A 26,401-nucleotide genomic window follows, 5' to 3' on the forward strand; every position below is an offset into this window, starting at 1 on the left:
TGCAAGAAGTTCCGTCAGCGGCGTTGACGCGGCGACGGGGCCGCGGGCACATTACTTAACGGTAGAACCGATTGGTAACTCTCGTTCGGTACTCCGCGGTCGCCGGTGTGCGCCCTCGCCCACGGCGCGGCCGTCACCCCGTTCCTCCGCTCGAGCCGCCGCACTCTCACCGCTCAGCACGCCTGCGCGGGCACCGCCGTGCCCGCTGCCCCGCGCCCGCCTACCGAGAAGAGAGCACATGCCGAAGCATGCCGTGCGCCGTGTCATGACCACGACCGCCGCCGCGGTCGGCACGCTGGCCCTCAGCGTCACCGCTGCCACCGCCGACACCGCACCGTCCCTCGACTACGTGGCCCTCGGCGACAGTTACAGCGCCGGCTCCGGCGTCCTGCCCGTGGACCCGACGAACCTGCTGTGTCTGCGCTCGACCGCGAACTATCCGCACGTCATCGCCTCCCGGACGGGCGCCCGCCTCGACGACGTCACGTGCGGTGCCGCCCAGACGAAGCACTTCACGCAGGCCCAGTACCCGGGAGTCTCCCCTCAGGTGAACGCGCTCGACGCGGACACGGACCTGGTGACGCTGACCATCGGCGGCAACGACAACGGCACGTTCGTCAACGCGGTGACGGCCTGCGGCACCGCGGGCCTGCTCAGCGGCGGCAAGGGCAGCCCCTGCAAGGACAAGCACGGCACGACCTTCGACGACCAGATCGAGGCGAACACGTATCCCGCCCTCAAGGAGGCGCTGCGCACCGTCCGCGCGAAGGCGCCCAACGCCCGTGTGGCGGCCCTGGGTTACCCGTGGATCATGCCGGCCGGCGCCGATCCGTCCTGCTTCCTGAAGCTGCCCATCGCCTCCGGCGACGTGCCCTACCTGCGGGGCATCCAGGCGCACCTCAACGCGGTCGTCCGGCGCGCCGCCGAGGAGACCGGTGTCACCTACGTGGACTTCGCCCGGGTCTCCGAGGGCCACGACGCCTGCAAGGCCGCCGGCACCCGGTGGATCGAACCCCTCCTGTTCGGCCACAACCTCGTCCCCGTCCACCCCAACGCCCTGGGCGAGCGCCGCATGGCCGAGCACACCATGAACGTCCTCGGACTGAGCTGATCCGGCGCCCCGGCCGAGCCCGGGCCCGGAGCCGGCCGGCCGGCTCCGGGCTCCTGGTCGGCCGGCCGGCCGCCATCGGCGCCGACGGCAGCCCCGAGGAGGTCCGCACGCGCCTCCGGCGCCGGAGGTGACCCGTACGGCCGGAGCCCCGCACGCGGCGGCGCGCGCTGCGCGGCCCGTGCCCCGGGACACCCGGCCCGTGGGTCCGCCGGGTGCATGCCGGTCCGTGGCGGGGCCCGGGCCCCGCATACCCTGTCCCCGTGTCAGCCCCTCGTCTGCGCCGCGTCGCCGTCCTCGTCCTCGAGGGTGCCAAGCCGCTCGACGTCGGCATTCCGGCGCAGGTGTTCACGACCCGCGCCAGCATGCCGTACGAGGTGCGGGTGTGCGGCGCGGCGCCCGGTCTCGTGACGGGCGGCGACGGCCTGTCGTACCACGTCGCCCACGGCCTCGACGCGCTCGCGTGGGCCGACGTCGTCTTCCTGCCCGGCTACCGGTTCCCGGACCGCGAGGATCCGCCGCCGGCCGTCGTCGAGGCGCTGGTCGCCGCCCACGAGGGGGGCGCGCGGCTCGCGGCCATCTCGACGGGCGCCTTCGCGCTCGCCGCCACGGGCCTGCTGGACGGCAGGCGGGCCACGACGCACTGGCACTACACGCGGGCGCTGGCGGCGAGGCACCCGCGCGTCCGGGTCGACGAGAACGTGCTGTTCGTCGACGAGGGCCGGGTGCTCACGTCGGCGGGCGCGGCCTCCGGTATCGACCTGTGTCTGCACATCCTGCGGGGCGACCTCGGGGTGGCGGCGTCGAACCACGCGGCCCGACGGCTGGTCGCGGCGCCCTACCGCAGCGGTGGGCAGGCGCAGTACGTGCCGCGCAGCGTGCCCGAGCCGCTCGGCGAGCGGTTCGCGGCCACCCGCGAGTGGGCGCTGCACCGGCTGGGTGAGCCCCTCACCCTGGAGACGCTCGCGCGGCACGCGGCGGTGTCGCCGCGCACCCTGTCGCGGCGCTTCGTCGAGGACACGGGGTACACGCCGATGCAGTGGGTCATGCGTGCCCGCGTCGACATGGCGCGTGAGCTGCTCGAACGCTCCGAGCGCAGCGTCGAGCAGATCGCCGCCGACGTCGGTCTGGGCACCGCCACGAACCTGCGGCTGCACTTCCAGCGCATCCTCGGCACCACACCGACCCAGTACCGGCGGACCTTCGCCCAGGGCGAGTGACCCGCCCGCCACCCGCTGGCGGGATCCTTTCGAACCGTGGCGATCACGCCGCTGTCCGGGCCGTCCGCCCCGCGCCAACCTGGGTGGCGAGACGAAGGGACACTCTCATGACTCGCATCGCCATCAACGGATTCGGCCGCATCGGACGCAATGTGCTGCGCGCCCTGCTGGAACGCGGCAGCGACCTGGAGGTCGTCGCCGTCAACGACCTCACGGAGCCCGCCACGCTGGCGCGGCTGCTCGCCTACGACACCACGGCCGGCCGGCTCGGCCGCCCGGTGACCGCGGACGGGGACGACCTGGTCGTCGACGGCCGCCGGATCAAGGTGCTCGCCGAGCGCGAACCGGCACGGCTGCCGTGGGCCGAGCTGGGCGTCGACATCGTGCTGGAGGCGACCGGCCGCTTCACGTCGGCCAAGGCCGCCCGCGCCCACCTCGACGCGGGCGCCCGGAAGGTGCTCGTCAGCGCGCCGTCGGACGGCGCCGACGTCACGCTCGCGTACGGGGTCAACACCGACGCCTACGACCCGGACGTGCACACCGTCGTCTCGAACGCCTCGTGCACGACCAACGCGCTCGCGCCGCTGGCCGCGGTGCTGGACGAGCTGGCCGGCATCGAGCACGGCTTCATGACGACGGTGCACGCCTACACGCAGGAGCAGAACCTCCAGGACGGCCCGCACCGCGACGCCCGGCGCGCCCGTGCCGCCGCCGTCAACATCGTGCCGACCACGACGGGCGCCGCCAAGGCGATCGGCCTGGTGCTGCCGAACCTCGACGGCAAGCTGTCGGGCGACTCGATCCGGGTGCCGGTTCCGGTCGGGTCGATCGTCGAGCTCAACACCACCGTCGCCCGCGAGGTGACGCGCGAGGACGTCCTGGCGGCCTACCGCGCCGCGGCGGAGGGCCCGCTGGCCGGGGTCCTCGAGTACTCCGAGGACCCGCTGGTGTCGTCGGACATCACCGGCAACCCGGCCTCCTCGATCTTCGACGCGGAACTCACCCGGGTCGACGGCCGCCACGTCAAGGTGGTCGCCTGGTACGACAACGAGTGGGGCTTCTCCAACCGCGTGATCGACACGCTGCTGCTGCTCGCCACCCGTTGAGGGGACGGCCGGTTACCGGTCCGCGGACCTCACCCGTCACAATGGTGGGATGAGCAATTCCAAGGTTTTCTTCGACATCGACATCGACGGCAAGGACGCGGGCCGGATCGTCTTCGAACTCTTCGAGGACGTCACGCCCAAGACCGCCAAGAACTTCATCGAGCTGGCGACCGGTGAGCACGGCTTCGGCTACAAGGGTTCCCCGTTCCACCGGGTGATCCCGCAGTTCATGCTGCAGGGCGGTGACTTCACCAACGGCAACGGCACCGGCGGCAAGAGCATCTACGGCGAGAAGTTCGCGGACGAGAACTTCCAGCTGAAGCACACCGGCCCGTACCTGCTCTCGATGGCCAACGCGGGCCCGAACACCAACGGCTCGCAGTTCTTCATCACCACCGTGCCCACCCCCTGGCTGGACGGCAAGCACGTCGTCTTCGGCAAGGTCGTCGAGGGCACGGACGTGGTGGACAAGATCGAGGGCTACGGCTCCTCCCCGTCGGGCCGCACCTCCGCGACCATCACGGTGCGGGAGTCGGGCAAGCTCTGAGCCCGCACCGGCCGGGCGAGGGCCCGCCGGACACGGCGCCCGCCGCACTCGGTGCGGCGGGCGCCGTCCCTTTTCCCGCCCCGCTCACCGCCCGCCCCGCCGCCCCGCGTGGTGAGGCGCGCCCCGCGGTGCGACTCTGGGGTGGAGAGGCGTCCGAGGAAGGGAACCGGGAGGGCCGATGGGACGGGACGTCCCGGCGCTGGTCTTCACCCGCGAGGACCGCCGCCGGTACCGGATCAAGATGCAGGAGTGCCTGGACGCCTTCGCCCAGATGCTGCGCGAGTCGCGGTTCGAGACCGAGCGGCCCCAGGTGGGGCTGGAGATCGAGCTGAACCTGGTCGACGACGAGGCCGAACCGGCGATGCGCAACAGCGACGCGCTGGAGGCCATCGCGGACCCCGCCTGGTCCACCGAGCTGGGCCGGTTCAACCTGGAGATCAACATCCCGCCCCGCCGGCTGACCGCGGGCGGCCCCGACTCCTGGGAGACGGAGATCCGCGGCGCCCTGAACCACGCGGAGGACCGGGCGAAGTCCGTCGGCGCGCATCTGATCATGATCGGCATCCTGCCCACGCTGCGGCAGTCGGACGTCGGCGAGGCCGCGCTGTCGGAGAACCCGCGCTACCGGATGCTCAACGACCAGGTGTTCGCGGCGCGCGGCGAGGACCTGCACATCGAGGTGGACGGCGTCGACCGGCTGCGGACCTACGCGGACACGATCACTCCGGAGGCCGCGTGCACCAGCACCCAGTTCCACCTCCAGGTGTCGCCGGAGGAGTTCGCCGACTACTGGAACGCGGCGCAGGCGATCGCCGGGGTGCAGGTGGCACTCGCGGCGAACTCGCCGTTCCTGCTCGGCAAGGAACTGTGGCACGAGAGCCGCATCCCGCTGTTCGAGCAGGCCACCGACACACGACCGCAGGAGATCAAGGCGCAGGGCGTGCGGCCGCGGGTGTGGTTCGGCGAGCGGTGGATCAACAGCGTCTTCGACCTGTTCGAGGAGAACCTGCGCTACTTCCCCGCCCTGCTGCCCCTGTGCGACGAGCAGAACCCCACGGAGACGCTGGACCGCGGTGACATCCCCGAGCTGGGCGAACTGACCCTCCACAACGGCACCATCTACCGCTGGAACCGCCCGGTCTACGCCGTCGCCCACGACAAGCCCCACGTCCGGGTGGAGAACCGGGTGCTGCCCGCCGGGCCGACCGTCGCCGACACCCTCGCCAACGGCGCCTTCTACTACGGGCTCACCCGCGCCCTGGTGGAGGAGGACCGGCCGGTGTGGTCGCGGATGTCGTTCTCGGTCGCCGAGGACAACCTGCACACCGCGGCCCGGCACGGCATCGAGGCGCTGCTGTACTGGCCGGGCATGGGCGAGGTGCCCGTGCCCGAGCTCGTCCTGCGGCGGCTGCTGCCGTTGGCGCACCGGGGACTGGAGCTGTCCGGCATGGACGCGGCCTGGCGGGAGCCGCTGCTCGGCATCATCGAGCAGCGGTGCGTCACGGGGCGCAACGGGGCGGTCTGGCAGAAGGAGATGTTCCACCACATCGACGACACCACCCACGTCGGCCGGCACGAGGCCCTGCGGCGCATGACCCGGCAGTACATGGACTACATGCACCTCAACGCCCCGGCCCACACCTGGCCGGTCGACTGACGTGCGGCGCCCCGTGCGGCACGTGCCCCAAGACCAGGGAGGCGGCAGACGATGTGCCGATGGCTCGCCTACTCGGGTACGCCCGTGCTGCTCGAGACCATCCTGTACCAGCCGGACCACTCGCTGATCGACCAGAGTCTGCACTCCCGGATGGGTGTGGAGACCACGAACGGGGACGGGTTCGGCGTCGGCTGGTTCGGCCCGGAGATGGAGACGCCCGCGATCGTGCGGGAGACCGGCCCGGCGTGGAGCAACCGCAATCTGCGGGAGATCGCCGGGCATGTCCGTTCGTCGCTGTTCTTCGCGCACATCAGGGCCTCGACGGGCAGCGCGGTCCAGCAGACCAACTGCCATCCGTTCCGTCACGGCCGCTGGATGTGGATGCACAACGGCGCGATCGCCGAGTTCCACCGGATCCGGCGCGACCTCGCGCTCGCCGTCGACCCGCGGCTCTTCCTCGACATCGAGGGCTCCACGGACTCGGAGATGATGTTCTTCCTGGCCCTCACGCTCGGTCTGGAGGAGGATCCGCCGGGGGCGGTGGCGCGGATGGCGGGGCTGGTGGAGGAGATCGGTCACGAGCACGGCGTGGAGTACCCGCTGCAGATGACGGTCGCCGTGACGGACGGGCGGCGGCTGTGGGCGTTCCGCTACTCCAGCCAGGGAGCCTCACGGTCGCTGTACTACAGCTCCCGCGTGGAGACGCTGCGCGCGCTGCACCCCGGCATGCCGTTCCTGCGGGAGGTGTCCGACGAGACCCGCCTCATCGTCTCGGAGCCCCTGGGCGACCTGCCCGGTGTGTGGAACAAGGTTCCCGAGGGCAGCTGCGGGGTCGTCCAGCCCGAGGGCGACGAGCTGTTCCCCTTCGCACCGCAGCCCGTCTGACGCCGTCACCGGCCCCGGCCGCCGGGCGGCGTGCCGTCACCGCACCCAGTCGTGCGGCCCGCCGCCGCGCCACTCGATCCACTCCGCGGCCTCGATGTCCGACGCCTCCACGTCCTCCATGCCGGCGAGGAGCAGGAACTCCGCGATGTCGACGAGTGTGTAGGCCATGCCCACGAAGGCGCCGTCGACGCGGACGCGCCGGCCGCCGTCCCGGGCGGGCGGATAGACGACGATGGCGGGGGCACCGGGCACGCTCCCAGGGTGCGGCGGATGCCCTCCGCGCGCACCCGGACGCCGCGACCGGCGCAACGCGGGACGCGGGGCCGGGCGGTGTACCGCCGGCCCCGCCACCGGTCAGCGGCGCGGCTCCCGCCGCATCGCCCACAGCACCGGCCCCTCCCCCGGCAGCCGCAGCTCCTCGCGCACGGTGAAGCCGAAGTGTTCGTAGAAGGGCAGGTTGGACGGCTTGGAGGACTCCAGGAGGACGGGCATGCCCTCCGCGTCGGCCTGGGCCAGCCCCGAGCGCAGCAGCGCGGCCCCGTGTCCCTGGCCCCGGGCCGCCGGGTCGGCGCCGACGACCGCCAGGTACCAGTGCGGTTCCTCGGGGGTGTGCGCGGCGGCCGCCTCGACGGCGTCCCGGAACAGCGGAGCCCGCTCACCGAGGATGCCCTGGAGTTCCTGGACGGTCTCCGCGTCGGGAACGGCCTTGGCCCGCGCCTGGGCCGGCACCCAGAAGGCGGCGGCCGCCCCGGTCCGTTCGCACAGGCCGTGGCGGACGTACTGGCGGGTGAAGATCGTGGCGAAGTAGCGCTCCAGCGCCGCGTCACGGGCGGTGCCGTCGGGGAAGAACCAGCGCATCATCGGATCGTCGTCGAAGGCGCGGGCCAGGATGCGGCTGATCTCAGAGGCGTCGTCGGCCGTCGCCGTCATCGGCGTGTTCGTCATCGGCATACGGGCCATTCTGCCGTTGACGATCTTGGTCGGGGCACGGGGGGCCCGGTTCCGCGCCGGATCACGGGATGCCACGGGATCACGCCGGCCCACTGCTCGGCGAAGACGGCCGCGGCGTCGCGGGAGCACGGCCCGTGCGGCCCGTGCGGCCCGACGAAGGACACGGCGCCCGGAAGCGAGTCGCTTCCGGGCGCCGTGCCTGGTTCAACGCGTCCCGGTCAGGCGGGGGTGATGTTCTCCGCCTGCGGGCCCTTCTGGCCCTGGGTGATGTCGAAGGTGACAGCCTGGCCTTCCTGGAGCTCGCGGTACCCGCTGGCGTTGATGTTGGAGTAGTGCGCGAAGACGTCGGGGCCGCCCCCGTCCTGCGCGATGAAGCCGAAGCCCTTTTCCGAGTTGAACCACTTGACGGTACCGCTGGCCATGCCTCTGCCTTTCAGCCGATATCGGATCCGCACCGCGCGGACCCGGAGGTGGTCGTCCTGGTCCAAGGCACTGCACAGCAGACCGCCCGCACCACGGTGCGGGCGGTCGGGTCGAACCACGACATCTGCCGCTGACGCTACACGGCATATCCGCGCCTCACCAGTGAGTAAGGCCTCCGAACGCGAACGGTGTTGCTCCCGCGCGGCCCCTCCGCTCCCGGACGGCCCGACCCGGCCGGCGCCGCCGGCGTCCTCTCCCGTCACTCCCCGCACACGGTGTCGCCCGTGCGCCATCCGGGCGAGACACGGGCCATCGGCACAACCCGGTCGTACGGGCGGTCAACCCATGAAGTGCCACCTACCGAACCGGAGGTTGAGATGAACGTCAGGAAAGCCCTGGCCCTGGTGAGCGGCGCGGTGCTCTGCACCGGCCTGCTGGGAACGGGCTGCGCCTCGCGAGCGCCCGACAGACCCCCCGCACAGCCGGTGTCCCCCCGCCCCGCTCCGGCGGTCCCCACCGCCCGGCCGCTTCCCGGGCTCGGCCCCGCCGTGCGGGCCCAGGTGCCCACGGACAGCGGGCAGGCCCTGGTGGTCCGGGCCGCGTCCCCGGACGCAACCCGGGCACAGGTGGTGCTCTACGAACGGCACCCCGTACGGGGCTGGCAGGCCGTGGCCGGTCCCTGGTCCGCCCACAACGGACTGCGCGGCTGGACCAGCGACCACGTCGTGGACGACCTGCGCACGCCCATCGGTGTCTTCGGGATCAGCGACGCGGGCGGCCGGCTGCCCGACCCGGGGACCCGGCTGCCCTACGACCAGGACCCGGAGTTCTCGCTCTCCGGCACCGGTCACCTGGGCGAGGACCTGGAGGGCTCGTTCGACTACGTGATCGCCGTCGACTACAACCGGGTGCCCGGCACCACCCCGCTGGACAAGACACGGCCGCTGGGTGAGGAGAAGGGCGGCGGGGTGTGGATCCACGTGGACCACGGCGGGCCGACCAACGCCTGCGTGTCCCTGGCCGAAGAGCACATGCGCGCACTGCTTCGCGCCTTGGACCCGGCCCGCAAGCCGGTCGTCGTCATGGGGCCCGCCTCGGCGCTGGCGCGGTAGCGGGCACGGTGGCACCCGGCACCGCCACGGCCCGGTGCCGGGTGCCGTGGCGGGACCGGGTGCCGGTGCGCGGGGTCAGCTCCGCGTGGCCCGCCAGCGCTGCCGGGCTCCCCCCTCGTCGGCGGACTGGACGACGAGGCCGTCGGCGCCGGCGGTCAGGGACAGTCCGCTGTGCCGTGCCTTCAGTGTGAGCGTCCCGGCCTGCGCGGTGACGGTCCACCGCTGGTTGGCGGTGCCGGTGCAGGTGTACTGGACCACCGCGGCACCGGCGGCCTGCGAGCTGCCGGCCACGTCGGCACAGAGGCCGCTGCCGGCGTTCTTCAGCTGGTAGGTGCCGTCGTCGTTCGCGGTGATGTTCCACTTCTGCGCCGGCGACGTGGAGGCCGCGCCGACCCGCAGCGGGCCGGCCTCGCTGTCGCCGGGCGCCTCGAGCCGTTCGTCCCCGCCGGTGTGGGCCAGGGCGTACTGACCGTCCGGGATCGCCGGGGGCACGACGTCCTCGTCGCCGACGTCCAGCGCGAAGACGTGCACGGCGCTGTTCGCCGGCAGGGTGACGGCTGCGACGTCCTTGCCGGGGTCGATGCGCAGCGTCTTGGTGTAGAGGCGGTACTCGACGGTGTCGTAGGCGGGGCCGGAGGGGGTGTTCTTGCCCTTCGTGGTGATCGCGGTCTTCGCCCCGTACCGGTCGGTGGGCAGACAGCACCAGTTGGGGAAGCCCAGCTTTGCCTCGGTGGTCGTGCCGTCGGTGTAGTGGACGGTCGCCGTGCCCTCGGCGCTGCCGCTGGTCCCGGTGCCGAGGAAGGCCAGCGCGTTGCCCTTCTCGTCGCCGGGGACCTGGACGGTCTGTCCCTTGCCCGTCACGTTGTCGGGGGTGCCCGGTGCCGCGTCGGGCCAGGTGAAGGAGAAGCCGTTCGCGGTCACGGCGGCGCCCGGGGTGACGCCCTTCCGGGCCAGCCGTTCGGCGATGAAGCTGGAGCCGCCGCCGTCGATGTCTCCGGGCGCCGGGTCGTCCTGCTGCGTCACGCCGACGTTGTCGGCGGCCGAGGCGAGCGAGGGGTGCGCCAGGGTGGTGGCGGTCCGGGTGCGCACGGAGTACGTGCGGTGCTGCCGGGTGGTGTACGACGCCGAGGCGGAGATGTCGTACCTGCCCGGGGTGTCGCCCTCGGGGGGCGTCACGGTGAAGCGCGCGGTGAAGGTGCCGCCGTCGGGCAGGGCCTGCGTGCCCGTCGGCCCGGTCGCGGCCACCTGCCAGCCCTCGGGGGCGTCGACGGCCGATCCGGTGACCGTGACCGGCTTGCCGGTGCCGTTGGTGACCGCGACGTCGACCTGCTGGGACCGTCCGAGGGTGCCGATGGCGGCGGTGCGGGCGTCGAGACCGACGGCACGGTCCTGGGGGTGCGTGCCGCCGACGGAACCGGCCCCGTCGATGCGCACCGTCACCTGCCCGTTCGTGGCCACCTCGGCGGTCTTGACGTGGACGACTCCGGTCGCGGCGTCGTAGTACCAGCCGGACGGCGCCGTCCGCAGTTCTCCCTCGGAGGCCACCTCCCGCAGCCGCTGCCCGGCGGCCCGGACGCCGGACGGGGCGGTGTCGGTGTGCACGGTCAGGCCGTAGCGGCGCTGGGCGGGCTTGCCGTCGTACGCGCCCCGGAGTGCGCCGATCCGGATGTCCACCGGGCCGCGGCGACGGGCGTCCGGCGCGGCGACCTCGATGCGCTGCGTGGCCGACTCACCCCGGGTGTGGGCCCGGGTGCGGCCGTCGTCCTCGTACAGGGTGAAGGCGGTCTCGCCCTCGGGGTAGACGTCGAGGTCGAGGCGGCCCGCCTTCTTGCCCTGCGCCCAGTCGGTCGTGCCCTCGGGGAACATGGGCACGATCGCGCCGGCGCGCACGAACAGCGGGAGGGTGTCCAGCGGTGCCTGGTAGCCGTCGAGGGTCTGTCCGCCCTCGTACACGCGGCCGGTCCAGTAGTCCACCCAGCGGCCCTTCGGCAGGTGGATGCCGTCTCGGACGTCGCTGTCCTCGTAGACGGGGGCGACCAGGAGGTCGTCGCCGGCGAGGAACTCGTACTTCGTCTCGTCGCCCCAGGTGGCCGGGTCGTCGGGGTAGTCGAGGTACAGCGGGCGGGTGGGGCCGACGCCCGTCTTCGAGGCGTTCGCCAGGTGCGTGTAGAGGTAGGGCAGCAGCCGTTCGTGCAGCAGCAGGTACTTCTTGTTGATCTCGGTGTAGGGCGCGCCGTACCGCCAGGGCTGCTTGTCGCTCGCCGCCCAGCCGCTCATCGCGTAGGTCATCGGCAGCAGCATCTTCCACTGGAGGTCGCGCACATAGGTCTCGGCGCTGCCGCCGAAGATGCCGTCGACGTCGCCGGTGGTGACGGGCTGGCCGGACATGGCGGAACCGGCGTAGGTGGGTATCTGCCAGCGGATGTAGTCCCACGAGCCCGACTGGTCGCCGCTCCACATGGCGCCGCAGCGCTGGGTGCCGGCCCAGCCCTCGACGGTGAGCACGGTCGCGCGGTCGCGGCTGTGCTCCTCGATGCCGTCCCGCGCCTTCTCGCAGGCGTCCAGGGCGAAGCGGTAGCCGGGGCCGACCCAGGCGACATCGGTCTTGCGCACCCGTACCCCGGCGGCGACCTCGGACTTCTGCTCGGTCAGGTCGGCCTCGGTCCACAGTCCGAGTTCGGCGCCGTTGTCGTGCAGCATGCCGCCGGTCGCCGGGAGGTCCTCGTAGCCGCAGCCGTAGCCGTCGTTGACCAGCATCCAGCCGAGCGGCATGCCCCGCTCGGAGTAGCCCTCGGCGATCTCGCGGGAGTCGCGCAGCGTCCGGCGTTCGCCGCGGTTGGCGTTGTGCAGGTAGCAGTCGGCGTCGCCGAGTTCCAGGGCGTACATCGGCAGCAGGGCGGGGCGGCCGGTGAGTTCGGTGTAGCCGTCGATGACCTGCTTGGCGTCGCCGATGAAGTAGTAGGCGTCGAAGCGCTGTTCGCGGTGGGTGGTGCGCACCGGGGCACCGAAGTCGTAGTGTCCGGGGGCGAAGGTGTTGCGCAGGACGCCGTAGCCGTTGCTGGAGAGGTAGAACGGTGCGGCGTTCGGGTTGCCGCCGTCGTTCCAGTCGTAGTCGCGGCTGATGTCGATGCTCCGGCCGCGGTGGCTGAAGCGGCCGTTCTGCATGCCGCCGCCGAAGAACTGCTCCCGGGCGCCCTGTCCGAGGGTCTGCGCGGTTCCGTCGGCGGACCAGGACAGCGGTGCGGTCTCCCGCCACAGCTGTCTGCCCCTCTCGTCGGCGAGGGCCAGGGTGACGGGCGACTTGGTGACGGTGAGGGTCGCCTCGCCGGTGCGGATGACGTAGGCGTCGCCGGTCTCGGTGTGGGTCGAGTGGGCGCCCTTGTAGTCGGTCTTGACGACGATGTCGGCGTCCGGGGCGGCGGGGTCCGCGGGGTCGTCGTTCGCCGGGTCGGTGAAGTGCCCGTCCGGGGCGAGACGGACGCGCAGGAGGTCGTCGTCGGGGAAGCTGATGCGGAGCTTCGCGTCCCCCGAGTCGACGGTGTAGGTGTCGCCGTCCGCGGTGAAGCCGGTGGCGTCGCCGAGCCGGCCGTCGGCGGCGTCGGACGCGTCACGGGCGCCCGCGTACGACGGCACCGCGGCCGTGAGCAGCGCCGCGGCCAGGGCGGCGGCGAGCAGACGCGCTCGGGACTGACCGTTCATGGTGCCCTCCGGGGTCGGTCGGCGCTGCGGCCGCGTGCGCGCCGGTGGCGACGGTTGCGCCCCGGGGCGACAGGCGGGATGCAGCGGGCATTCGGGGCATGACGGCAACGCTCCCCCAGTGGGCTGTCCGCGTCACTGCCGGAGCACTGTCGGTGCACGACTCTGACGGGCCCGACCAAGACATGTCAACACGTGCTCGATACAAAGCCGTTTCGAGCAGTTACGAGCACCGAAGCCCGGCAGACGTGAGCCGGTGGAGGGTCACCGCGTCGCTCAAGAGCCGCTCGGCCAGGAGCGCCGCGCGTGGAGGTCCAGGAACGGCGGTCCAGGGGTGTTCTCGTGCGCGCACCCCGGCCGTCGGTACCCCGCCGCTGCGGTGTCCGGGCCTGACCGTCAGATGCGACGCCCGGGCCTGACCGTCAGAACAGACGTTCCTGCGCGCCGGTCGCCTTCGCGCGCGGCCGGCCCCGGCGCGAGGTGGCCCGCTCGGGTGCCGTGTCCCCGAACAGGGGAGCCGTGCCGTACTCGTCCGGCTCGGCCGGAACGACGGTGGGACCCGTGCCCACGTTCAGCCGCAGCGGGGCTTCCCGGTCGAAGTCCCCCGGGGTCATCGCCGTCCACTCCCGGTCCTGCCGCTCACCCACGCACCGACACCTCTCTCGCACCGCGAGCCGCGGTCGCCGCCACTCGGCCTGTTGTGACCGATTCTGCCCGGTCGGCGCCCCGCCTCACCGGGCACGTCGGCCCTCACGAGGCTCTGCTCGGTGGTGTGGCCCCGCGCACGGGGGAGAACGCGGGGCCACGTGAGAAAGCTATCGGAGTAATCCGCCGCCTGCCAGACCCGCCTCCTCGCGGCCCCCTGGGCGAGCCGCCCGGCCCTCACCCGGACGGCGGACGGCCGTGGCGGCCCGGCCGGGGCCCGCCCGCACGGCGGCCTGCCTCCCGGCCGTGCGGGGCCCACACTGGAAGGCATGGAACATCCCGTTCCGCCGGAGGCGGTGTCACGGTGCTTTCCCGGGGAGGCGCGGAGCGCGGCGTCGGCCCGGCGGTTCGTACGCGCGGCCCTGGAGGACGTCGCCCCGCAGCTGGCCGACACCGCCGAGCTCCTCACCGGCGAGCTGGTCGCCAACGCGGTACTGCACGCGGGGACCGAGATCGAGGTGGAGGTCGGCATGCGCGACGGCCTGGTGCGTGTCGGGGTCGGCGATCGCCGGCCCTGCCGTGCTCCCGTACCGCGCCATTCCCCGCCGTACGCCGGTACGGGCCAAGGACTGATGCTGGTCGAGCAGTTGGCGTCGCGGCACGGGGTCGACGCGGACGACGCGCACAAGACGGTGTGGTTCGAGTTGTGGTCCGACGGGCCGCCGGCACCGTCGTCGGAGTGGGAGGCCGCTGTCGAGCCGGGCGTGCCCGTGCGGACGGTGATGCTCGTCGACGTGCCGGGCGCCCTGTGCTCGGCGTCCCAGCAGCACCGGCACGCGCTGCTGCGCGAGCTGGCCCTCACCGCGTTCGCCGGGGACCGCCTCGCGGTGTCGCCACAGGACCTCGCCACCGCCCATGACACCAACAACATGATCAGCTCCGGTCTGACGGCCGCCCCGGCCCAGCCGTTGCCCGACTCGGGCCCGCGCTCCGTGTCCCTGACGCTCCCGGCCGACGCGGCACCGGCGGTACGCACCCTGCGCCGCGTGCTCGAGACGGCCGAGGAGACGGCCCGGGAGGAGCGTCTTCTGACCCTGCCGGCACTGCCGCGCGGTCGCGCCTTCCAGGACTGGCTGTTCGACGAGATCGTCGGCCAGCTCGCCGGAGCCCGGCCCACCGCGTGGAGCGTGCTTCCCCACGAGCCGGAGGTCGGATCCTCGGACCTGGTGCCGTGGGACGCCTCTCACATGCGGGCCGGCCGGCTCCCGACCATCGCCGCCGACGAGGCCAACCGGATCATCGCGGCGAACGGGCCTGCGGCGGACATGCTCGGCTGGAGCCCGGACGACCTGGTCGGCCGCAAGCTCACCACCCTCATTCCCGAACACCTGCGCGAGCGGCACACCGCGGCCTTCACCTCCATGCTCCTCACCGGCCGCACCCGCATCGTGGGCCGGTCCGTGCCGCTTCCGGCGCTGCACCGCGACGGACGGCTGCTCCCGGTCCGCCTGTTCATCCAGATCCAGGAGACGCCCGACGGCCGCACCGTCTTCGTCGCCCAGCTCTCCCCGCGGGCGACCACGTCCCTCAGCGCGCCGGGACGGGCCGACGAGAACCGGCAGGTCCCTCTCCCGGAACCCGGCGGACACCGCTCGCCGGCCGCTCCGGAACGGGACCGGAGGCCGGCCGGCGCCGGTCACGGCATGACGGCGCTGGACCGGCTGTCCCTGCTGGCCGACACACAGGCCGAGCTCAACGACACCCTGGACCTCGACGAGGGCCTGCGGCGCGTCGGCCGGCTGGTCACCCGGCGACTGGCCGACTGGTGCGCGGTGGACCTGTTCACCGAGCACGCCCAGGTGGACCGGGTCTGCGTCGTCCACCGGGATCCGCGCGGGCTGCGACCCGAAGCGTACGAGGGCCGGCTGCCGCCGGTCTCCAATGCCTCACGCGGCCCACTGGCCCGGGCGCTGCGCGGGGCGGGACCCCTGCTGCTCACCGGAACGCCGTCACCGGGACAGGCCGGGAGCGACCTCGACCAGGACTACGCCGACCTGTTCCGCAGACTGGGTGCGGCCAGTGCCGTCGTCGCCCCGCTGCGGGCCCGCCGGGAGATCTTCGGCGCGCTGACCGTCACCCGGACGGCCGGAGCCCCGCCGTTCACCGAGGAGGACCTGTCCCTCGTCGACGACCTGGTGCACAGCCTGGCCCTGGGCGTGGACAACGCCCGGCTCTACCAGCGGACCCGCAGCATCTCCGAACGCCTCCAGCTGTCCCTGCTGCCGGTGCTGCCGGACGTCGGGCACCTGCAGATGGCCGCCCGCTACGCCGCCTCCTCCGCCACCGCGCAGGTCGGCGGTGACTGGTACGACAGCTTCGTGGTGCCCAGCGGGGACACCGCCGTGGTCATCGGCGACGTCACGGGGCACAACCTCGACGCGGCCATCGCCATGAGCCAGCTGCAGAGCATGCTCCGGGGCATCGCCGTGGACCGCGAGGAGCCGCCGGCGGAGGTGCTGCGCCGGCTGGATCTGGCGAACCACACCCTTCACCGGGAGGCCATCGCCACCTGCGTCTACGGCGTCGTCAAGGGCTCCGCCGAGGGCCCCTGGGAGCTGTGCCACTCCTCCGCCGGTCATCTGCCGCCCCTGCTGACCACCCGGGACGGCGAGACCCGCTACCTCGACCAGGGCGCGGGCCTGCTCCTCGGCATGGACCCGGAGGCGGCCCGCCCGACGGCCTGCGACGTGCTGCCGGCCCACTCGACGCTGCTGCTGTACACCGACGGCCTGGTCGAGCGCCGCGACGAGGTCCTCGACGTCGCCCTGGAACGGCTGCGCCGGCACACCGCGGCCCTGGCCCGCGAGCCCCTCGACACGTTCTGCGACGAGTTGCTGATCGGGCTGGGTGCCGACAGCGCCGACGACATCGCCGTCCTCGCCCTGCGTCCCACACCACCCGGCTGACCCGCGGTTACGCCTCGCGTCCGGACCGTCGGACGGGGGCGGCCGGGCCGGCGCGTCAGGCCGCGCGCATCCGGTCCCGCACCGTGCGGACGGGCGCGGCCGGGGTGTGCGTGGCCCTGACCCGGTAGGTGGTCCTGGCCGGGTCGGTCAGGGGATCGCCGAGCGTGATCCGGCCGGCGGCGTGCAGCGCGTCGCACTCGGCGGTCGGCAGGGCGACATAGCAACCCCCTTTGCCCGTGGCGGAGTCCAGCGGCCGCCAATAGCTGTATCTGCGCCGTCCGCCTGGCCGGACGGTGACGAACACGGGGGTCCGCGTGTCGGAGACGATCCGCAGGATGTCGGACTCCGCGAGGCTGAGGGGGCCGCACGGACGGGGCCGTCGACGCGCCGGTGCGGGCACGGCGCCGACGGGAGGGACGGCACCGAGCCGGGCGGCGCGGCCGGTCGCGCGGGAGTCGACGGTCTGCGGGAGCAGGGCGGTGGGCGGCATCGGCTGTGGCCTTTCCAGGTCAGTGACTCGAGACCGCCTACCCGGTCCGGCCGGAGTTGATCTCGCTTGCGCCGCATTCTTCAGCACGGCACTGACAATCCCGCGCTGCGCGCGCCGGGAGCGGTGCCTCAGCCATGGGGCGATGCCGCGCCCGCATCCGCCGTCGACGTGCCGGTCGCCCCCGGCCGCTTCCATCCGCAGTCGCGTCGGCCGGGACTGTCCTCGATGCCGGAGAAACCGGAGCCCGGGGTCTGGCGCCCGGCCTGTCGACCACGCGATACGGCAGGATGGGGCCATGAGCGTAGTGAAGATCAACGTACTGAACGTGCCGGCCGAACAGCGCGAGACGCTGGAGAAGCGCTTCGCCTCGCGGGCCCACGCGGTGGAGAACTCCGACGGCTTCGAGTGGTTCGAGCTGCTGCGCCCCGTCGAGGGCACCGACACCTACCTCGTCTACACGCGGTGGCGCGACGAGGAGTCCTTCCAGGCCTGGATGGAGGGTCCCATGAAGGCGGCGCACCAGGGCGGCGGCGCGGAGGGCGGCGAGCGCCCCAAGCCTGCGGCGAGCGGGTCCACGCTGTGGTCGTTCGAGGTGGTGCAGCAGGCGGCTCCGAAGGGCGAGTGAGCGAGGCGGTGGCGCCCGGGGCCGGGTCCGGTCCTGGGCGCCACCGCCGTCGCGTCGGACGGGCTCAGTTCAGCTCGACGAGGAGGTCGCCGCCTTCCACCTGCTGGACGCGGTTGATGGCCAGCCTGCCGACGGTGCCGGACTTCGGCGCGGTGATGGTGGCTTCCATCTTCATCGCCTCGATGGTGGCCACGGTGGCTCCGGCCTCCACCGCGTCGCCCTCGGCGACGGCGAGGGTCACCACGCCGGCGAACGGCGCGGCGACGTGGCCGGGGTCGGCGCGGTCGGCCTTCTCGGTGACCGGGACGTCGGAGGCGGCGGCGCGGTCGCGGACCTGGATGGGCCGCAACTGGCCGTTGAGGGTGGACATCACCGTGCGCATACCGCGTTCGTCGGCGTCGCCGATCGCCTGCAGCTCGATGAGCAGCCGGACGCCGGGGTCGAGGTCGACCGTGTACTCCTTGCCAGGGCGCAGCCCGTAGAAGAAGTCCTTGCTGTCCAGGACGCTGGTGTCGCCGAAGGTGCCGCGGTGGGCGTCGAACTCGCGCGCCGGGCCGGGGAACAGGAGCCGGTTGAGGGTCGCCCGGCGGTCCTTGGCCAGCCCGGTGCGGTCGTCGGCGCTCAGCTCCGCCACCGGCTTGGCCTCGGCGCGGCCCCGCAGCGCCTTGCTGCGGAACGGCTCGGGCCAGCCGCCGGGCGGGGTGCCGAGCTCGCCGCGCAGGAAGCCGATGACGGAGTCGGGGATGTCGAACCGGTCGGGTTCGGCCTCGAAGTCCGCCGGGGAGACGCCGGCGCCCACCAGGTGGAGGGCCAGGTCGCCGACCACCTTGGAGGAGGGCGTGACCTTCACCAGGCGGCCCAGCATGCGGTTGGCGGCGGCGTACATCGCCTCGATGTCCTCGAAACGGTCGCCGAGGCCGAGCGCGATGGCCTGGGTGCGCAGGTTGGAGAGCTGGCCGCCGGGGATCTCGTGGTGGTAGACGCGGCCGGTCGGCGAGGCGAGGCCCGCCTCGAAGGGGGCGTAGACCTTGCGGACGCTCTCCCAGTACGGCTCCAGGTCGCCGACGGCCTGGAGGTCGAGGCCGGTGGGCCGCTCGGTGTGGTCGGTGGCGGCGACGATCGCCGACAGCGACGGCTGCGAGGTGGTGCCCGCCATGGACGCCACCGCTCCGTCCACCGCGTCCGCGCCGACCTGGATCGCGGCGAGGTAGGTGGCGAGCTGCCCGCCGGTGGTGTCGTGGGTGTGCAGGTGCACCGGCAGGTCGAACTCGCGGCGCAGCGCGGAGACGAGGGTCGCGGCGGCCGGGGCGCGCAGCAGGCCCGCCATGTCCTTGACGGCCAGGACGTGGGCGCCCGCGTTCACGATCTTCTCGGCGAGCCGCAGGTAGTAGTCGAGGGTGTAGAGCCGCTCGGACGGGTCGGACAGGTCGGCGGTGTAGCACAGGGCCACCTCCGCGACGGCCGTGCCGGTCTCGCGTACGGCGTCGATGGCGGGCCGCATCTGGTCGACGTCGTTGAGGGCGTCGAAGATGCGGAAGATGTCGATGCCGGTGGCCGCGGCCTCCTGCACGAAGGCGTCGGTGACCTCGGTCGGGTACGGGGTGTAGCCCACGGTGTTGCGGCCGCGCAGCAGCATCTGGAGGCAGATGTTCGGCACCGCCTCGCGCAGGGCGGCCAGCCGCTCCCACGGGTCCTCGGCGAGGAACCGCAGGGCGACGTCGTAGGTGGCGCCGCCCCAGCACTCCAGGGACAGCAGCTGGGGCAGGGTGCGGGCGACCACGGGGGCGACGGCGAGCATGTCCTTGGTGCGGACCCGGGTGGCGAGCAGCGACTGGTGGGCGTCGCGGAACGTGGTGTCGGTGACGCCGATGACGGGTGACTCGCGCAGCCGGCGGGCGAAGCCCTCGGGGCCGAGCTCGGCGAGCCGCTGCCGGGAACCGGCCGGGGTTTCACCGGCCGGCAGCGGCGGCAGCTTGGCCAACGGGTCGGCCAGCTCGGGGCGTTCGCCGTGCGGCTTGTTGACCGTGACGTCGGCGAGGTAGGTCAGCAGCTTGGTGCCGCGGTCGGCGGAGTGCCGGGCGGTGAGCAGGTGCGGGCGCTGTTCGATGAACGACGTGGTGACGTTCCCGGCCTGGAAGTCCGGGTCGTCCAGCACCGCCTGGAGGAAGGGGATGTTGGTGGCGACTCCGCGGATGCGGAACTCGGCCACGGCACGCCGGGCGCGGTTCACGGCGGTGGCGAAGTCCCGGCCCCGGCAGGAGAGTTTGACCAGCATCGAGTCGAAGTGGGCGCTGATCTCCGTGCCGGCGTGGGTGGTGCCGCCGTCGAGGCGGATGCCCGAGCCGCCGGGCGAACGGTAGGCGCTGATCGTGCCGGTGTCCGGGCGGAAGCCGTTGGCGGGGTCCTCGGTGGTGATGCGGCACTGGAGTGCGGCGCCGCGCAGGGTGATGTCCTCCTGGGCGAGGCCGAGGTCGGCCAGGGTCTCGCCGGCGGCGATGCGCAGCTGGGACTGGACGAGGTCGACGTCGGTGACCTCCTCGGTCACGGTGTGTTCGACCTGGATGCGCGGGTTCATCTCGATGAAGACGTGGTTGCCGTCCCGGTCGACGAGGAACTCGACGGTGCCGGCGTTGCGGTAGCCGATCCGGCGGGCGAAGTTCACGGCGTCGGCGCAGATCCGCGTCCGCAGTTCCGGGTCGAGGTTGGGGGCGGGCGCCAGCTCGATCACCTTCTGGTGGCGGCGCTGCACCGAGCAGTCCCGCTCGAAGAGGTGGATGACGCCGCCCTCGCCGTCGGCGAGGATCTGGACCTCGATGTGGCGGGGTTCGACGACCGCCTTCTCCAGGAAGACCGTGGAGTCGCCGAACGCGGACGCGGCCTCGCGGGACGCCGCCTCGACGGCCTCGCGCAGCTGCGCGGGTTCCTCGACGCGGCGCATGCCGCGCCCGCCGCCGCCCGCGACGGCCTTGACGAACACGGGGAAGCCGATGCCGTCGGCGGCGCGGACGAGTTCGTCGACGTCGGTGGAGGGGGCGGAGGATCCGAGGACGGGCACGCCGGCCTCGCGGGCGGCGGCCACGGCGCGGGCCTTGTTGCCGGTCAGCTCCAGGATCTGCGCGCTCGGGCCGACGAACGTGATGCCCGCCTCTTCGCAGGCCCGGGCCAGCTCGGGGTTCTCGGACAGGAACCCGTAGCCCGGATAGACCGCGTCCGCTCCCGCGCGGCGTGCCGCGCGGACGATCTCCTCGACGGAGAGGTAGGCGCGCACCGGGTGCCCCGGCTCCCCGATCTCGTACGCCTCGTCGGCCTTGAGCCGGTGCAGCGAGTTGCGGTCCTCGTGCGGGAAGACCGCGACGGTGCGCGCGCCCAGCTCGTACCCCGCGCGGAACGCGCGGATCGCGATCTCGCCGCGGTTGGCGACCAGCACCTTGCGGAACATGGTGGATCCCTTCAGCCTGCCGGTGACGAAAGACCATGGTGTCGGTGGCGCCGCCGGTACGCCATGTGAGCCGGGCCACTCCGAAGTCCGTCCGGTGTCCCGTCGCCCTCAGCGGACTCCACAGGCGTTCGTGCGGGCTTTCCGAAGACGACCTCCGAGGTGCCGTACCGGCACCGTGCCGGTGCCCGGCGTCGCCGTCACGGCGGGCGCCGCCGGGGTGCCGGGGGCGGCGGGGGCCCGGGTGTCCCCCGGGGCGTCGTCGGTCCGGCTCCTCCGCCCGGCTCCTCCGTCCCCGGGACGGGCCACGGCCGCGCGGACAGGACTCCCCGGTCCGCGCGGCCGTGGCACGACACCTCACGGCCGCAGATGCCCCAGCACCGCACTCATCGCCCGGCGCACCGCGTCGCGTGACTCGTCGGTCGGGTCGAGGGTCTCGAAGCCGTGGTGGCCGTGCGGTACGTCGATCACCTCGACGCGGGCCCCGCACTCCTCGGCCACGGCCAGGAACTCCTCGACGCCGGCGGCGATCTCGGGCATCTCCAGGCCCACCCGGGTGACGACCACGGGCAGATCGCCGGCCTTCGCCACCACGCGCACCGGGTGGAACCGGGTGCCGGACATCCCCCAGTTCGGCAGGGGCGCCAGGACCGGGTAGGTGGCCGCCAGGCAGCGCAGCCACGGCGGGGGCGCGTCCAGCCAGTCGGCGGTGATCAGCCCGCCGCCCGAGAAGAACCAGAGCGCGACGCGGTCCGCGTCCACCCGGGGGTCGGCCCGGACCCGTTCCACCGCGTCGGCCACGTCCGCGGCGGCCCGGTCGTAGTCGGCGAGGTCGTGCAGCCGGTGGGCGACCACCGCGCCCACCGCCCCGTTGTCGGCCGCGTACCCGGCGTACCCGGTCAGCGTGGGCCAGTCCCTCGGCGCCGGCCGGGCGTCGGCGGGCACCGGGCCGCCGTGCACGAACACCACCGCCGGCCGCGGGCCGTCGGCGTCGGGCAGGTAGAGGTCGACGTTCTCCGTCCGCTCCCTGGGGCGTTCGGGCAGGTCCAGCAGGAACGGCCGCAGGTGGGCGGGCGCGTCGGCCGGCTCCAGCCGGTGTCCCTCGCCGGCCGCGGCCCGCAGCAGGACGTCCGCCAGGTCGTCGGGGCAGGACAGCATCGGCCAGTGGCCGGTGGGGAGTTCGAAGAAGGACACCCGGGGATCGACGAGGGCCCGCAGGGCGGGGTCGCCGCCGAAACCCACCAGCATCCGGACCATCTCGATGCTCGAGCCGTTGCCGGTGCACAGCACACCGGTGGTGGGCACCCCGGCCACCGCGCCGGTCAGCCGCAGCGGCTGGAGCAGGGTGCCGAGCGGCTGCGGGGCGGCGAGTGCGGTGAGCCGGTCCAGCGCGGCGTCGGTGAGGCCGGCCGTGCTGCCCCAGCGCTCCCACGCGTCGCGGGCCGGGGGCGGCAGCTCCTCCTCGGCCCCCGCTCCCCCGCCGGCCCCGGCGCGCCCGGCCAGCCGCTCGCGCAGCGACTGGTCGGGGACGGCGGCCAGGGCCGGGACTCCGTCGCGCGGCATCGCCGAGTCCAGGTACACGATCCGGTCGATCCGCTCCGCCCGCCGGTCGGCGGCGCCGAGCGCGGGATGGATGCCGTAGTCGTGACCGACCAGCACGATGTCCCCGCCGCCCTGCCCGCCTGCCGCGTCGATCGCCGCGAGGACGTCCGCGATGTGCGTCTCCAGGTCGGTGCCGGCCGCCGCGGTGCCGCGCGGCCCGTCGAGCCCGGTGAGGGCCACCGGGAACGCCTCGGCCCCGGCGGCGGTCAGGCGCGCGGCGGTGTCCTCCCACACGTGGGTGCCGGTGAACATGCCGGACACCAGGACGAATGCGGTCATGGGCTCTCCTCCGTAAGCGATCGCGCGGACCGGACCGGTCGCCCGTCCGCGCTCGCCGGTACGGTAGGAACTCCCCCTGAGGGAGGTTCAAGTGCTCATGTCGCGCGACGGGTTGTGTGGGATCGGCGAACTCGCCGAGCGGGCGGGCGTCACGGTCAAGACCGTCCGCTTCTACTCCGACCACGGTCTGCTGCCGGAGGCCTCCCGCAGTGCCGGCGGGCACCGCCGGTACGGCCCGGAGGCGCTCGGCCGGCTGCGTCTGATCCGTTCTCTGCGCGCCCTCGGGCTGGCGGTGTCCGAGGTGCGCCGCGTGCTCGACGAGGAGGACGGGACGAGCGGCATGCTGGAGGACGCCGTCGCCGGGCGGCTGCGGGAGGTCGGATCCGAGCTCAGGGCGTTGCGCTGGCGGGAGGCGGCGCTGCGGCTGGTGCAGGAGTGCCCGCCCGGGGAGCGGGCCGACCGGCTGCGGCTGATCGGCGCGGTGGCCGCGCCGCCGAGCACGGCGCCGCTGGTCCGGTTCTGGCGCGGCTGGCTGCCGCCGCGGATGCCGGCGCGGTCGGCCGCCGCGTTCCTGGAGGTGGCGGTGCCCAGCCCACCGGACGATCCGGCCCCCGCCCAGGTCCTCGCCTTCGCCCGGCTGGCCGCCCTCACGCTCGCGCCGTGCCCGGGCGGCGCGCAGCCGCAGCCCGAGGCGCACCGGGCCGCCGGGGCGCGCGGCGCGGCGGTGCTGTACGCGGGGCTGGCCGAGGCGTACGAGCTGGCGGGTGGACCTTTGCGCCGGGGCGTGGATCCGCACACGGGCGAGGCCCTGGACTGCTTCGTGAGCGCCTACACGAGCGCGTACGGTGTCCGCGACACCCCGGATTTCCGTCGTCGCCTGGCCCGGCAGCTCGCGGCCGACCCGCGCATCGACCGCTACTGGGAGCTGGTCGCCGAGGTGATCACCCCGCCGGGCGCACGGCCGGAGCCCACGCCCGGTGCCGCGCACGACTGGCTGCTCGCCGCGCTGGAGGCGCAGACGGCGGCCGAGGCGGCCTGAGCGGCGCGCCGGCGGCGTCCGCTCAGGGCACGTCGCCCCGCCAGTCGAAGCGGCGGGTGCCGCCGGGCCTGGGTCCGTAGACGGTCCGGCCGCCCGGGCCGTAGCGGCCTATCTCCGTCGCCAGGGTCACGCCCCGGGCGCGCTCGTCCTCGGTGAGGTCCGTGACGTCCAGCAGCAGGCCGTCCAGGGGACCGCCGACCAGCTGCGCGTACGCGCGTCCCGGCCGCGGCCCGGGGGCCTCGTGGTCGGCGCCGTAGACCCGGCCTCGCATGAACTCCACCTCATCCATGACAGGCAGCCTCGCATCCGTCACTGACAACGCGGACGGACGAGCCCGGGCCGACGGACGGACCGGCCCGGGCGTCACGGTCGTCAGGCCAGGTCGAAGCGGTCGAGGTTCATGACCTTGACCCAGGCGGCGACGAAGTCGTGCACGAACTTCTCCTTCGCGTCGTCGCAGGCGTAGACCTCCGCGAGGGCGCGCAGCTCGGAGTTCGAGCCGAAGACCAGGTCGGCGCGGCTGCCCGCCCACTTGACCTCGCCCGTGGCGGCGTCGCGGCCCTCGAACGTGGTCCGGTCCTCGGACGTCGACGTCCACGTGGTGCCCAGGTCGAGCAGGTTGACGAAGAAGTCGTTGGTCAGCGAGCCGGGCGTCCGGGTGAAGACACCGAGCTGGGACTGCTGGTAGTTGGCGCCCAGCACCCGCAGGCCGCCGACCAGGACGGTCATCTCGGGCGCGCTCAGGGTGAGCAGGTTCGCCCGGTCGAGCAGCAGGTACTCGGCCGGGAGGCGGTTGCCCTTGCCGTAGTAGTTGCGGAACCCGTCGGCGGTCGGTTCGAGCGCCTCGAAGGACTCGGCGTCGGTGTGCTCCTCCGTCGCGTCCACCCGGCCCGCGGCGAACGGCACCTCCACCTGGAAGCCGGCTTCCTTGGCGGCCTTCTCGACGGCGGCGGAGCCACCGAGGACGATCAGGTCGGCCAGGGAGACCTTCTTCGTTCCGGCGGAGTTGAACTCCCGCTGTACGCCCTCCAGGACCCGCAGGACCTGCGCCAGCTCGTCGGGCTCGTTGACCTCCCAGCCGCGCTGCGGCTCCAGGCGGACGCGGGCGCCGTTGGCGCCGCCGCGCTTGTCGCTGCCGCGGAAGGTGGACGCCGAGGCCCACGCGGTGGACACCAGCTGCGAGACGGACAGCCCGGACTCGAGGAGCTTGGTCTTGAGGGTCGCGACGTCCTCGGCGTCGACGGGCTCGCCCTCGGCCTCGGGCAGCGGGTCCTGCCACAGCAGGGTCTCCTCGGGGACCTCCGGGCCGAGGTAGAGGGACTTGGGGCCCATGTCGCGGTGGGTCAGCTTGTACCAGGCGCGGGCGAAGGCGTCCGCGAACTCCTCGGGGTTCTCGTAGAACCGGCGGGAGATCGGCTCGTAGACGGGGTCGAAGCGCAGCGAGAGGTCGGTGGTGAGCATCCTCGGGCGGTGCTTCTTCGACGGGTCGTGGGCGTCGGGGACGATCTCCGGGGCGTCCTTCGCGACCCACTGGTGGGCGCCGGCCGGGCTCTGCTCCGGTTCGTACTCGAACTCGAAGAGGTTCTTGAAGAACCCGTTGCTCCACCGGGTCGGGGTCGTGGTCCAGGTGACCTCCAGGCCGGAGGTGATGGCGTCCGCGCCCTTGCCCGTGCCGTGGCTGTTCCGCCAGCCCAGGCCCTGCTCCTCCAGGGGGGCGGCCTCGGGGTCGGGGCCGACGGCGTCGGCCGGGCCGGCACCGTGGGTCTTGCCGAAGGTGTGGCCGCCGGCGATGAGCGCGACGGTCTCCTCGTCGTTCATCGCCATGCGGCGGAACGTCTCACGGATGTCGCGGGCGGCGGCGAGCGGGTCCGGGTTGCCGTTGGGGCCTTCGGGGTTGACGTAGATCAGACCCATCTGGACGGCGCCGAGCGGGTTCTCCAGCTCGCGGTCGCCGCTGTAGCGCCGGTCGTCGAGCCAGGTGGTCTCGGGGCCCCAGTAGACGTCCTCCTCGGCCTCCCAGACGTCGGCGCGGCCGCCGGCGAAACCGAAGGTCTCGAAGCCCATCTGCTCCAGGGCGACGTTGCCGGTGAGGATCAGCAGGTCGGCCCAGGAGATGTTCCGGCCGTACTTCTTCTTGACCGGCCACAGCAGGCGGCGGGCCTTGTCGAGGTTGCCGTTGTCGGGCCAGCTGTTGAGCGGGGCGAAGCGCTGCTGGCCGGTCCCGGCGCCACCGCGGCCGTCGCTGATGCGGTAGGTGCCGGCGCTGTGCCAGGCCATACGGATCATCAGCGGGCCGTAGTGGCCGAAGTCGGCGGGCCACCAGTCCTGCGAGGTGGTCAGCACCTCGGCGATGTCGCGTTTGACGGCGGCCAGGTCGAGGGACTCGAACGCCTCGGCGTAGTCGAAGTCCTCGCCCATCGGGTCGGCCACGGCGGGGTTCTTGGCGAGGATCTTCAGATTGAGCCGCTCCGGCCACCACTGACGGTTTCCGCCACCCTGGGTCGGGTGGAGGGCGCGTGTGTGGGCGACCGGGCAGCCACCCGCCTCCTCGGTCTTGGCGTCGGTCACGATGGCATCGTGGTTCTCGGACATGGGATCCTTCCGGACGGAGCGG

The 26,401-nt window shown here is 73.3% G+C and carries 20 protein-coding genes; 10 read left to right on the forward strand and 10 right to left on the reverse strand.

The window, feature by feature from the left end; translation table 11 throughout:
• The first annotated feature begins 238 nt into the window (after nucleotides 1-238).
• The 6 genes from ACIRFH_RS11020 to ACIRFH_RS11045 all read left to right on the forward strand — a co-directional run bounded on the left by ACIRFH_RS11020 (nucleotide 239) and on the right by ACIRFH_RS11045 (nucleotide 6,523).
• The gene (locus ACIRFH_RS11020) at nucleotides 239-1,111 is read left to right on the forward strand and encodes an SGNH/GDSL hydrolase family protein (protein ID WP_403519082.1); all 873 of its coding nucleotides are present in this window, start codon (nucleotides 239-241) and stop codon (nucleotides 1,109-1,111) included.
• Nucleotides 1,112-1,371: 260 nt separating this feature from the next.
• The gene (locus tag ACIRFH_RS11025; RefSeq protein ID WP_403519084.1) at nucleotides 1,372-2,328 is read left to right on the forward strand and encodes a GlxA family transcriptional regulator; all 957 of its coding nucleotides are present in this window, start codon (nucleotides 1,372-1,374) and stop codon (nucleotides 2,326-2,328) included.
• Nucleotides 2,329-2,435: 107 nt separating this feature from the next.
• A complete protein-coding gene (gene gap, locus ACIRFH_RS11030) occupies nucleotides 2,436-3,434 on the forward strand; it encodes a type I glyceraldehyde-3-phosphate dehydrogenase (protein ID WP_403519086.1) in 999 nt (332 codons plus the stop codon).
• A 49-nt stretch (nucleotides 3,435-3,483) separates the two neighbouring features.
• Nucleotides 3,484-3,981, forward strand: coding sequence for a peptidylprolyl isomerase (locus ACIRFH_RS11035; RefSeq protein ID WP_403519088.1), 498 nt, complete (start codon nucleotides 3,484-3,486; stop codon nucleotides 3,979-3,981).
• A gap of 178 nt (nucleotides 3,982-4,159) precedes the next feature.
• Nucleotides 4,160-5,638 carry a glutamate-cysteine ligase family protein gene (locus ACIRFH_RS11040; protein WP_403519090.1) on the forward strand — a complete coding sequence of 493 codons (1,479 nt, stop codon included), beginning with the start codon at nucleotides 4,160-4,162 and terminating at the stop codon, nucleotides 5,636-5,638.
• Nucleotides 5,639-5,689: 51 nt separating this feature from the next.
• Entirely contained in the window at nucleotides 5,690-6,523 is an 834-nt protein-coding gene (locus ACIRFH_RS11045) for a class II glutamine amidotransferase (protein WP_403519092.1), read from the forward strand.
• A gap of 36 nt (nucleotides 6,524-6,559) precedes the next feature.
• Here ACIRFH_RS11045 and ACIRFH_RS11050 read toward each other — a convergent pair whose 3' ends face one another.
• The 3 genes from ACIRFH_RS11050 to ACIRFH_RS11060 form a co-directional block, all read right to left on the reverse strand.
• Nucleotides 6,560-6,775 (reverse strand): hypothetical protein, encoded by a 216-nt coding sequence (locus ACIRFH_RS11050; RefSeq protein ID WP_403519094.1) that lies wholly within the window; start codon nucleotides 6,773-6,775, stop codon nucleotides 6,560-6,562.
• Nucleotides 6,776-6,877: 102 nt separating this feature from the next.
• Nucleotides 6,878-7,474, reverse strand: coding sequence for a GNAT family N-acetyltransferase (locus tag ACIRFH_RS11055; RefSeq protein WP_403519096.1), 597 nt, complete (start codon nucleotides 7,472-7,474; stop codon nucleotides 6,878-6,880).
• A 218-nt stretch (nucleotides 7,475-7,692) separates the two neighbouring features.
• Nucleotides 7,693-7,896 carry a cold-shock protein gene (locus tag ACIRFH_RS11060; RefSeq protein ID WP_028964611.1) on the reverse strand — a complete coding sequence of 68 codons (204 nt, stop codon included), beginning with the start codon at nucleotides 7,894-7,896 and terminating at the stop codon, nucleotides 7,693-7,695.
• A 378-nt stretch (nucleotides 7,897-8,274) separates the two neighbouring features.
• On the opposite strand from ACIRFH_RS11060, the gene ACIRFH_RS11065 reads away from it, so the two are divergent.
• Nucleotides 8,275-9,009 (forward strand): hypothetical protein, encoded by a 735-nt coding sequence (locus ACIRFH_RS11065; protein ID WP_403519098.1) that lies wholly within the window; start codon nucleotides 8,275-8,277, stop codon nucleotides 9,007-9,009.
• 75 nt (nucleotides 9,010-9,084) lie between these two features.
• Here ACIRFH_RS11065 and ACIRFH_RS11070 read toward each other — a convergent pair whose 3' ends face one another.
• Nucleotides 9,085-12,708, reverse strand: coding sequence for a TIM-barrel domain-containing protein (locus ACIRFH_RS11070; RefSeq protein ID WP_403519100.1), 3,624 nt, complete (start codon nucleotides 12,706-12,708; stop codon nucleotides 9,085-9,087).
• Between the two features lie 419 nt (nucleotides 12,709-13,127).
• The gene (locus ACIRFH_RS11075) at nucleotides 13,128-13,352 is read right to left on the reverse strand and encodes a hypothetical protein (protein ID WP_403519102.1); all 225 of its coding nucleotides are present in this window, start codon (nucleotides 13,350-13,352) and stop codon (nucleotides 13,128-13,130) included.
• 327 nt (nucleotides 13,353-13,679) lie between these two features.
• On the opposite strand from ACIRFH_RS11075, the gene ACIRFH_RS11080 reads away from it, so the two are divergent.
• Complete coding sequence (locus tag ACIRFH_RS11080; protein ID WP_403519104.1) at nucleotides 13,680-16,316, forward strand: SpoIIE family protein phosphatase; 2,637 nt, start codon at nucleotides 13,680-13,682, stop codon at nucleotides 16,314-16,316.
• 55 nt (nucleotides 16,317-16,371) lie between these two features.
• Here ACIRFH_RS11080 and ACIRFH_RS11085 read toward each other — a convergent pair whose 3' ends face one another.
• Nucleotides 16,372-16,806: a hypothetical protein gene (locus ACIRFH_RS11085; RefSeq protein WP_403519106.1), complete on the reverse strand. Its 435-nt coding sequence runs from the start codon at nucleotides 16,804-16,806 to the stop codon at nucleotides 16,372-16,374.
• A 295-nt stretch (nucleotides 16,807-17,101) separates the two neighbouring features.
• Here ACIRFH_RS11085 and ACIRFH_RS11090 point away from each other — a divergent pair, with 295 nt between their 5' ends.
• Nucleotides 17,102-17,431 carry an antibiotic biosynthesis monooxygenase family protein gene (locus ACIRFH_RS11090; RefSeq protein ID WP_403519108.1) on the forward strand — a complete coding sequence of 110 codons (330 nt, stop codon included), beginning with the start codon at nucleotides 17,102-17,104 and terminating at the stop codon, nucleotides 17,429-17,431.
• Nucleotides 17,432-17,495: 64 nt separating this feature from the next.
• Here the strand turns inward: ACIRFH_RS11090 and ACIRFH_RS11095 are convergent, their stop codons facing one another.
• The gene (locus ACIRFH_RS11095; protein ID WP_403519110.1) at nucleotides 17,496-20,870 is read right to left on the reverse strand and encodes a pyruvate carboxylase; all 3,375 of its coding nucleotides are present in this window, start codon (nucleotides 20,868-20,870) and stop codon (nucleotides 17,496-17,498) included.
• 354 nt (nucleotides 20,871-21,224) lie between these two features.
• A complete protein-coding gene (locus ACIRFH_RS11100; protein WP_403519112.1) occupies nucleotides 21,225-22,748 on the reverse strand; it encodes an alpha/beta hydrolase in 1,524 nt (507 codons plus the stop codon).
• Between the two features lie 91 nt (nucleotides 22,749-22,839).
• Between ACIRFH_RS11100 and ACIRFH_RS11105 the strand changes: the two genes are divergently transcribed.
• Nucleotides 22,840-23,787, forward strand: a complete 948-nt coding sequence (locus tag ACIRFH_RS11105; protein WP_403519114.1) for a MerR family transcriptional regulator — start codon at nucleotides 22,840-22,842, stop codon at nucleotides 23,785-23,787.
• 22 nt (nucleotides 23,788-23,809) lie between these two features.
• Here ACIRFH_RS11105 and ACIRFH_RS11110 read toward each other — a convergent pair whose 3' ends face one another.
• A complete protein-coding gene (locus ACIRFH_RS11110; protein WP_403519116.1) occupies nucleotides 23,810-24,076 on the reverse strand; it encodes a hypothetical protein in 267 nt (88 codons plus the stop codon).
• 83 nt (nucleotides 24,077-24,159) lie between these two features.
• Nucleotides 24,160-26,379 carry a catalase/peroxidase HPI gene (katG, locus tag ACIRFH_RS11115; protein WP_403519118.1) on the reverse strand — a complete coding sequence of 740 codons (2,220 nt, stop codon included), beginning with the start codon at nucleotides 26,377-26,379 and terminating at the stop codon, nucleotides 24,160-24,162.
• Between the last annotated feature and the right edge of the window lie 22 nt (nucleotides 26,380-26,401).

This window comes from Streptomyces sp. NPDC093586 (assembly GCF_044764905.1).
Taxonomy (GTDB): domain Bacteria; phylum Actinomycetota; class Actinomycetes; order Streptomycetales; family Streptomycetaceae; genus Streptomyces.

Bases quoted from the DNA above. Each gene is read 5' to 3' on its own strand.
- ACIRFH_RS11020 (WP_403519082.1), top strand. From the start codon at position 239: ATGCCGAAGCATGCCGTGCGCCGTGTCATGACCACGACCGCCGCCGCG.
- gap (WP_403519086.1), top strand. From the start codon at position 2,436: ATGACTCGCATCGCCATCAACGGATTCGGCCGCATCGGACGCAATGTG.
- ACIRFH_RS11035 (WP_403519088.1), top strand. From the start codon at position 3,484: ATGAGCAATTCCAAGGTTTTCTTCGACATCGACATCGACGGCAAGGAC.
- ACIRFH_RS11040 (WP_403519090.1), top strand. From the start codon at position 4,160: ATGGGACGGGACGTCCCGGCGCTGGTCTTCACCCGCGAGGACCGCCGC.
- ACIRFH_RS11045 (WP_403519092.1), top strand. From the start codon at position 5,690: ATGTGCCGATGGCTCGCCTACTCGGGTACGCCCGTGCTGCTCGAGACC.
- ACIRFH_RS11055 (WP_403519096.1), bottom strand. From the start codon at position 7,474: ATGCCGATGACGAACACGCCGATGACGGCGACGGCCGACGACGCCTCT.
- ACIRFH_RS11060 (WP_028964611.1), bottom strand. From the start codon at position 7,896: ATGGCCAGCGGTACCGTCAAGTGGTTCAACTCGGAAAAGGGCTTCGGC.
- ACIRFH_RS11065 (WP_403519098.1), top strand. From the start codon at position 8,275: ATGAACGTCAGGAAAGCCCTGGCCCTGGTGAGCGGCGCGGTGCTCTGC.
- ACIRFH_RS11070 (WP_403519100.1), bottom strand. From the start codon at position 12,708: ATGAACGGTCAGTCCCGAGCGCGTCTGCTCGCCGCCGCCCTGGCCGCG.
- ACIRFH_RS11080 (WP_403519104.1), top strand. From the start codon at position 13,680: ATGGAACATCCCGTTCCGCCGGAGGCGGTGTCACGGTGCTTTCCCGGG.
- ACIRFH_RS11085 (WP_403519106.1), bottom strand. From the start codon at position 16,806: ATGCCGCCCACCGCCCTGCTCCCGCAGACCGTCGACTCCCGCGCGACC.
- ACIRFH_RS11090 (WP_403519108.1), top strand. From the start codon at position 17,102: ATGAGCGTAGTGAAGATCAACGTACTGAACGTGCCGGCCGAACAGCGC.
- ACIRFH_RS11095 (WP_403519110.1), bottom strand. From the start codon at position 20,870: ATGTTCCGCAAGGTGCTGGTCGCCAACCGCGGCGAGATCGCGATCCGC.
- ACIRFH_RS11100 (WP_403519112.1), bottom strand. From the start codon at position 22,748: ATGACCGCATTCGTCCTGGTGTCCGGCATGTTCACCGGCACCCACGTG.
- ACIRFH_RS11110 (WP_403519116.1), bottom strand. From the start codon at position 24,076: ATGGATGAGGTGGAGTTCATGCGAGGCCGGGTCTACGGCGCCGACCAC.
- katG (WP_403519118.1), bottom strand. From the start codon at position 26,379: ATGTCCGAGAACCACGATGCCATCGTGACCGACGCCAAGACCGAGGAG.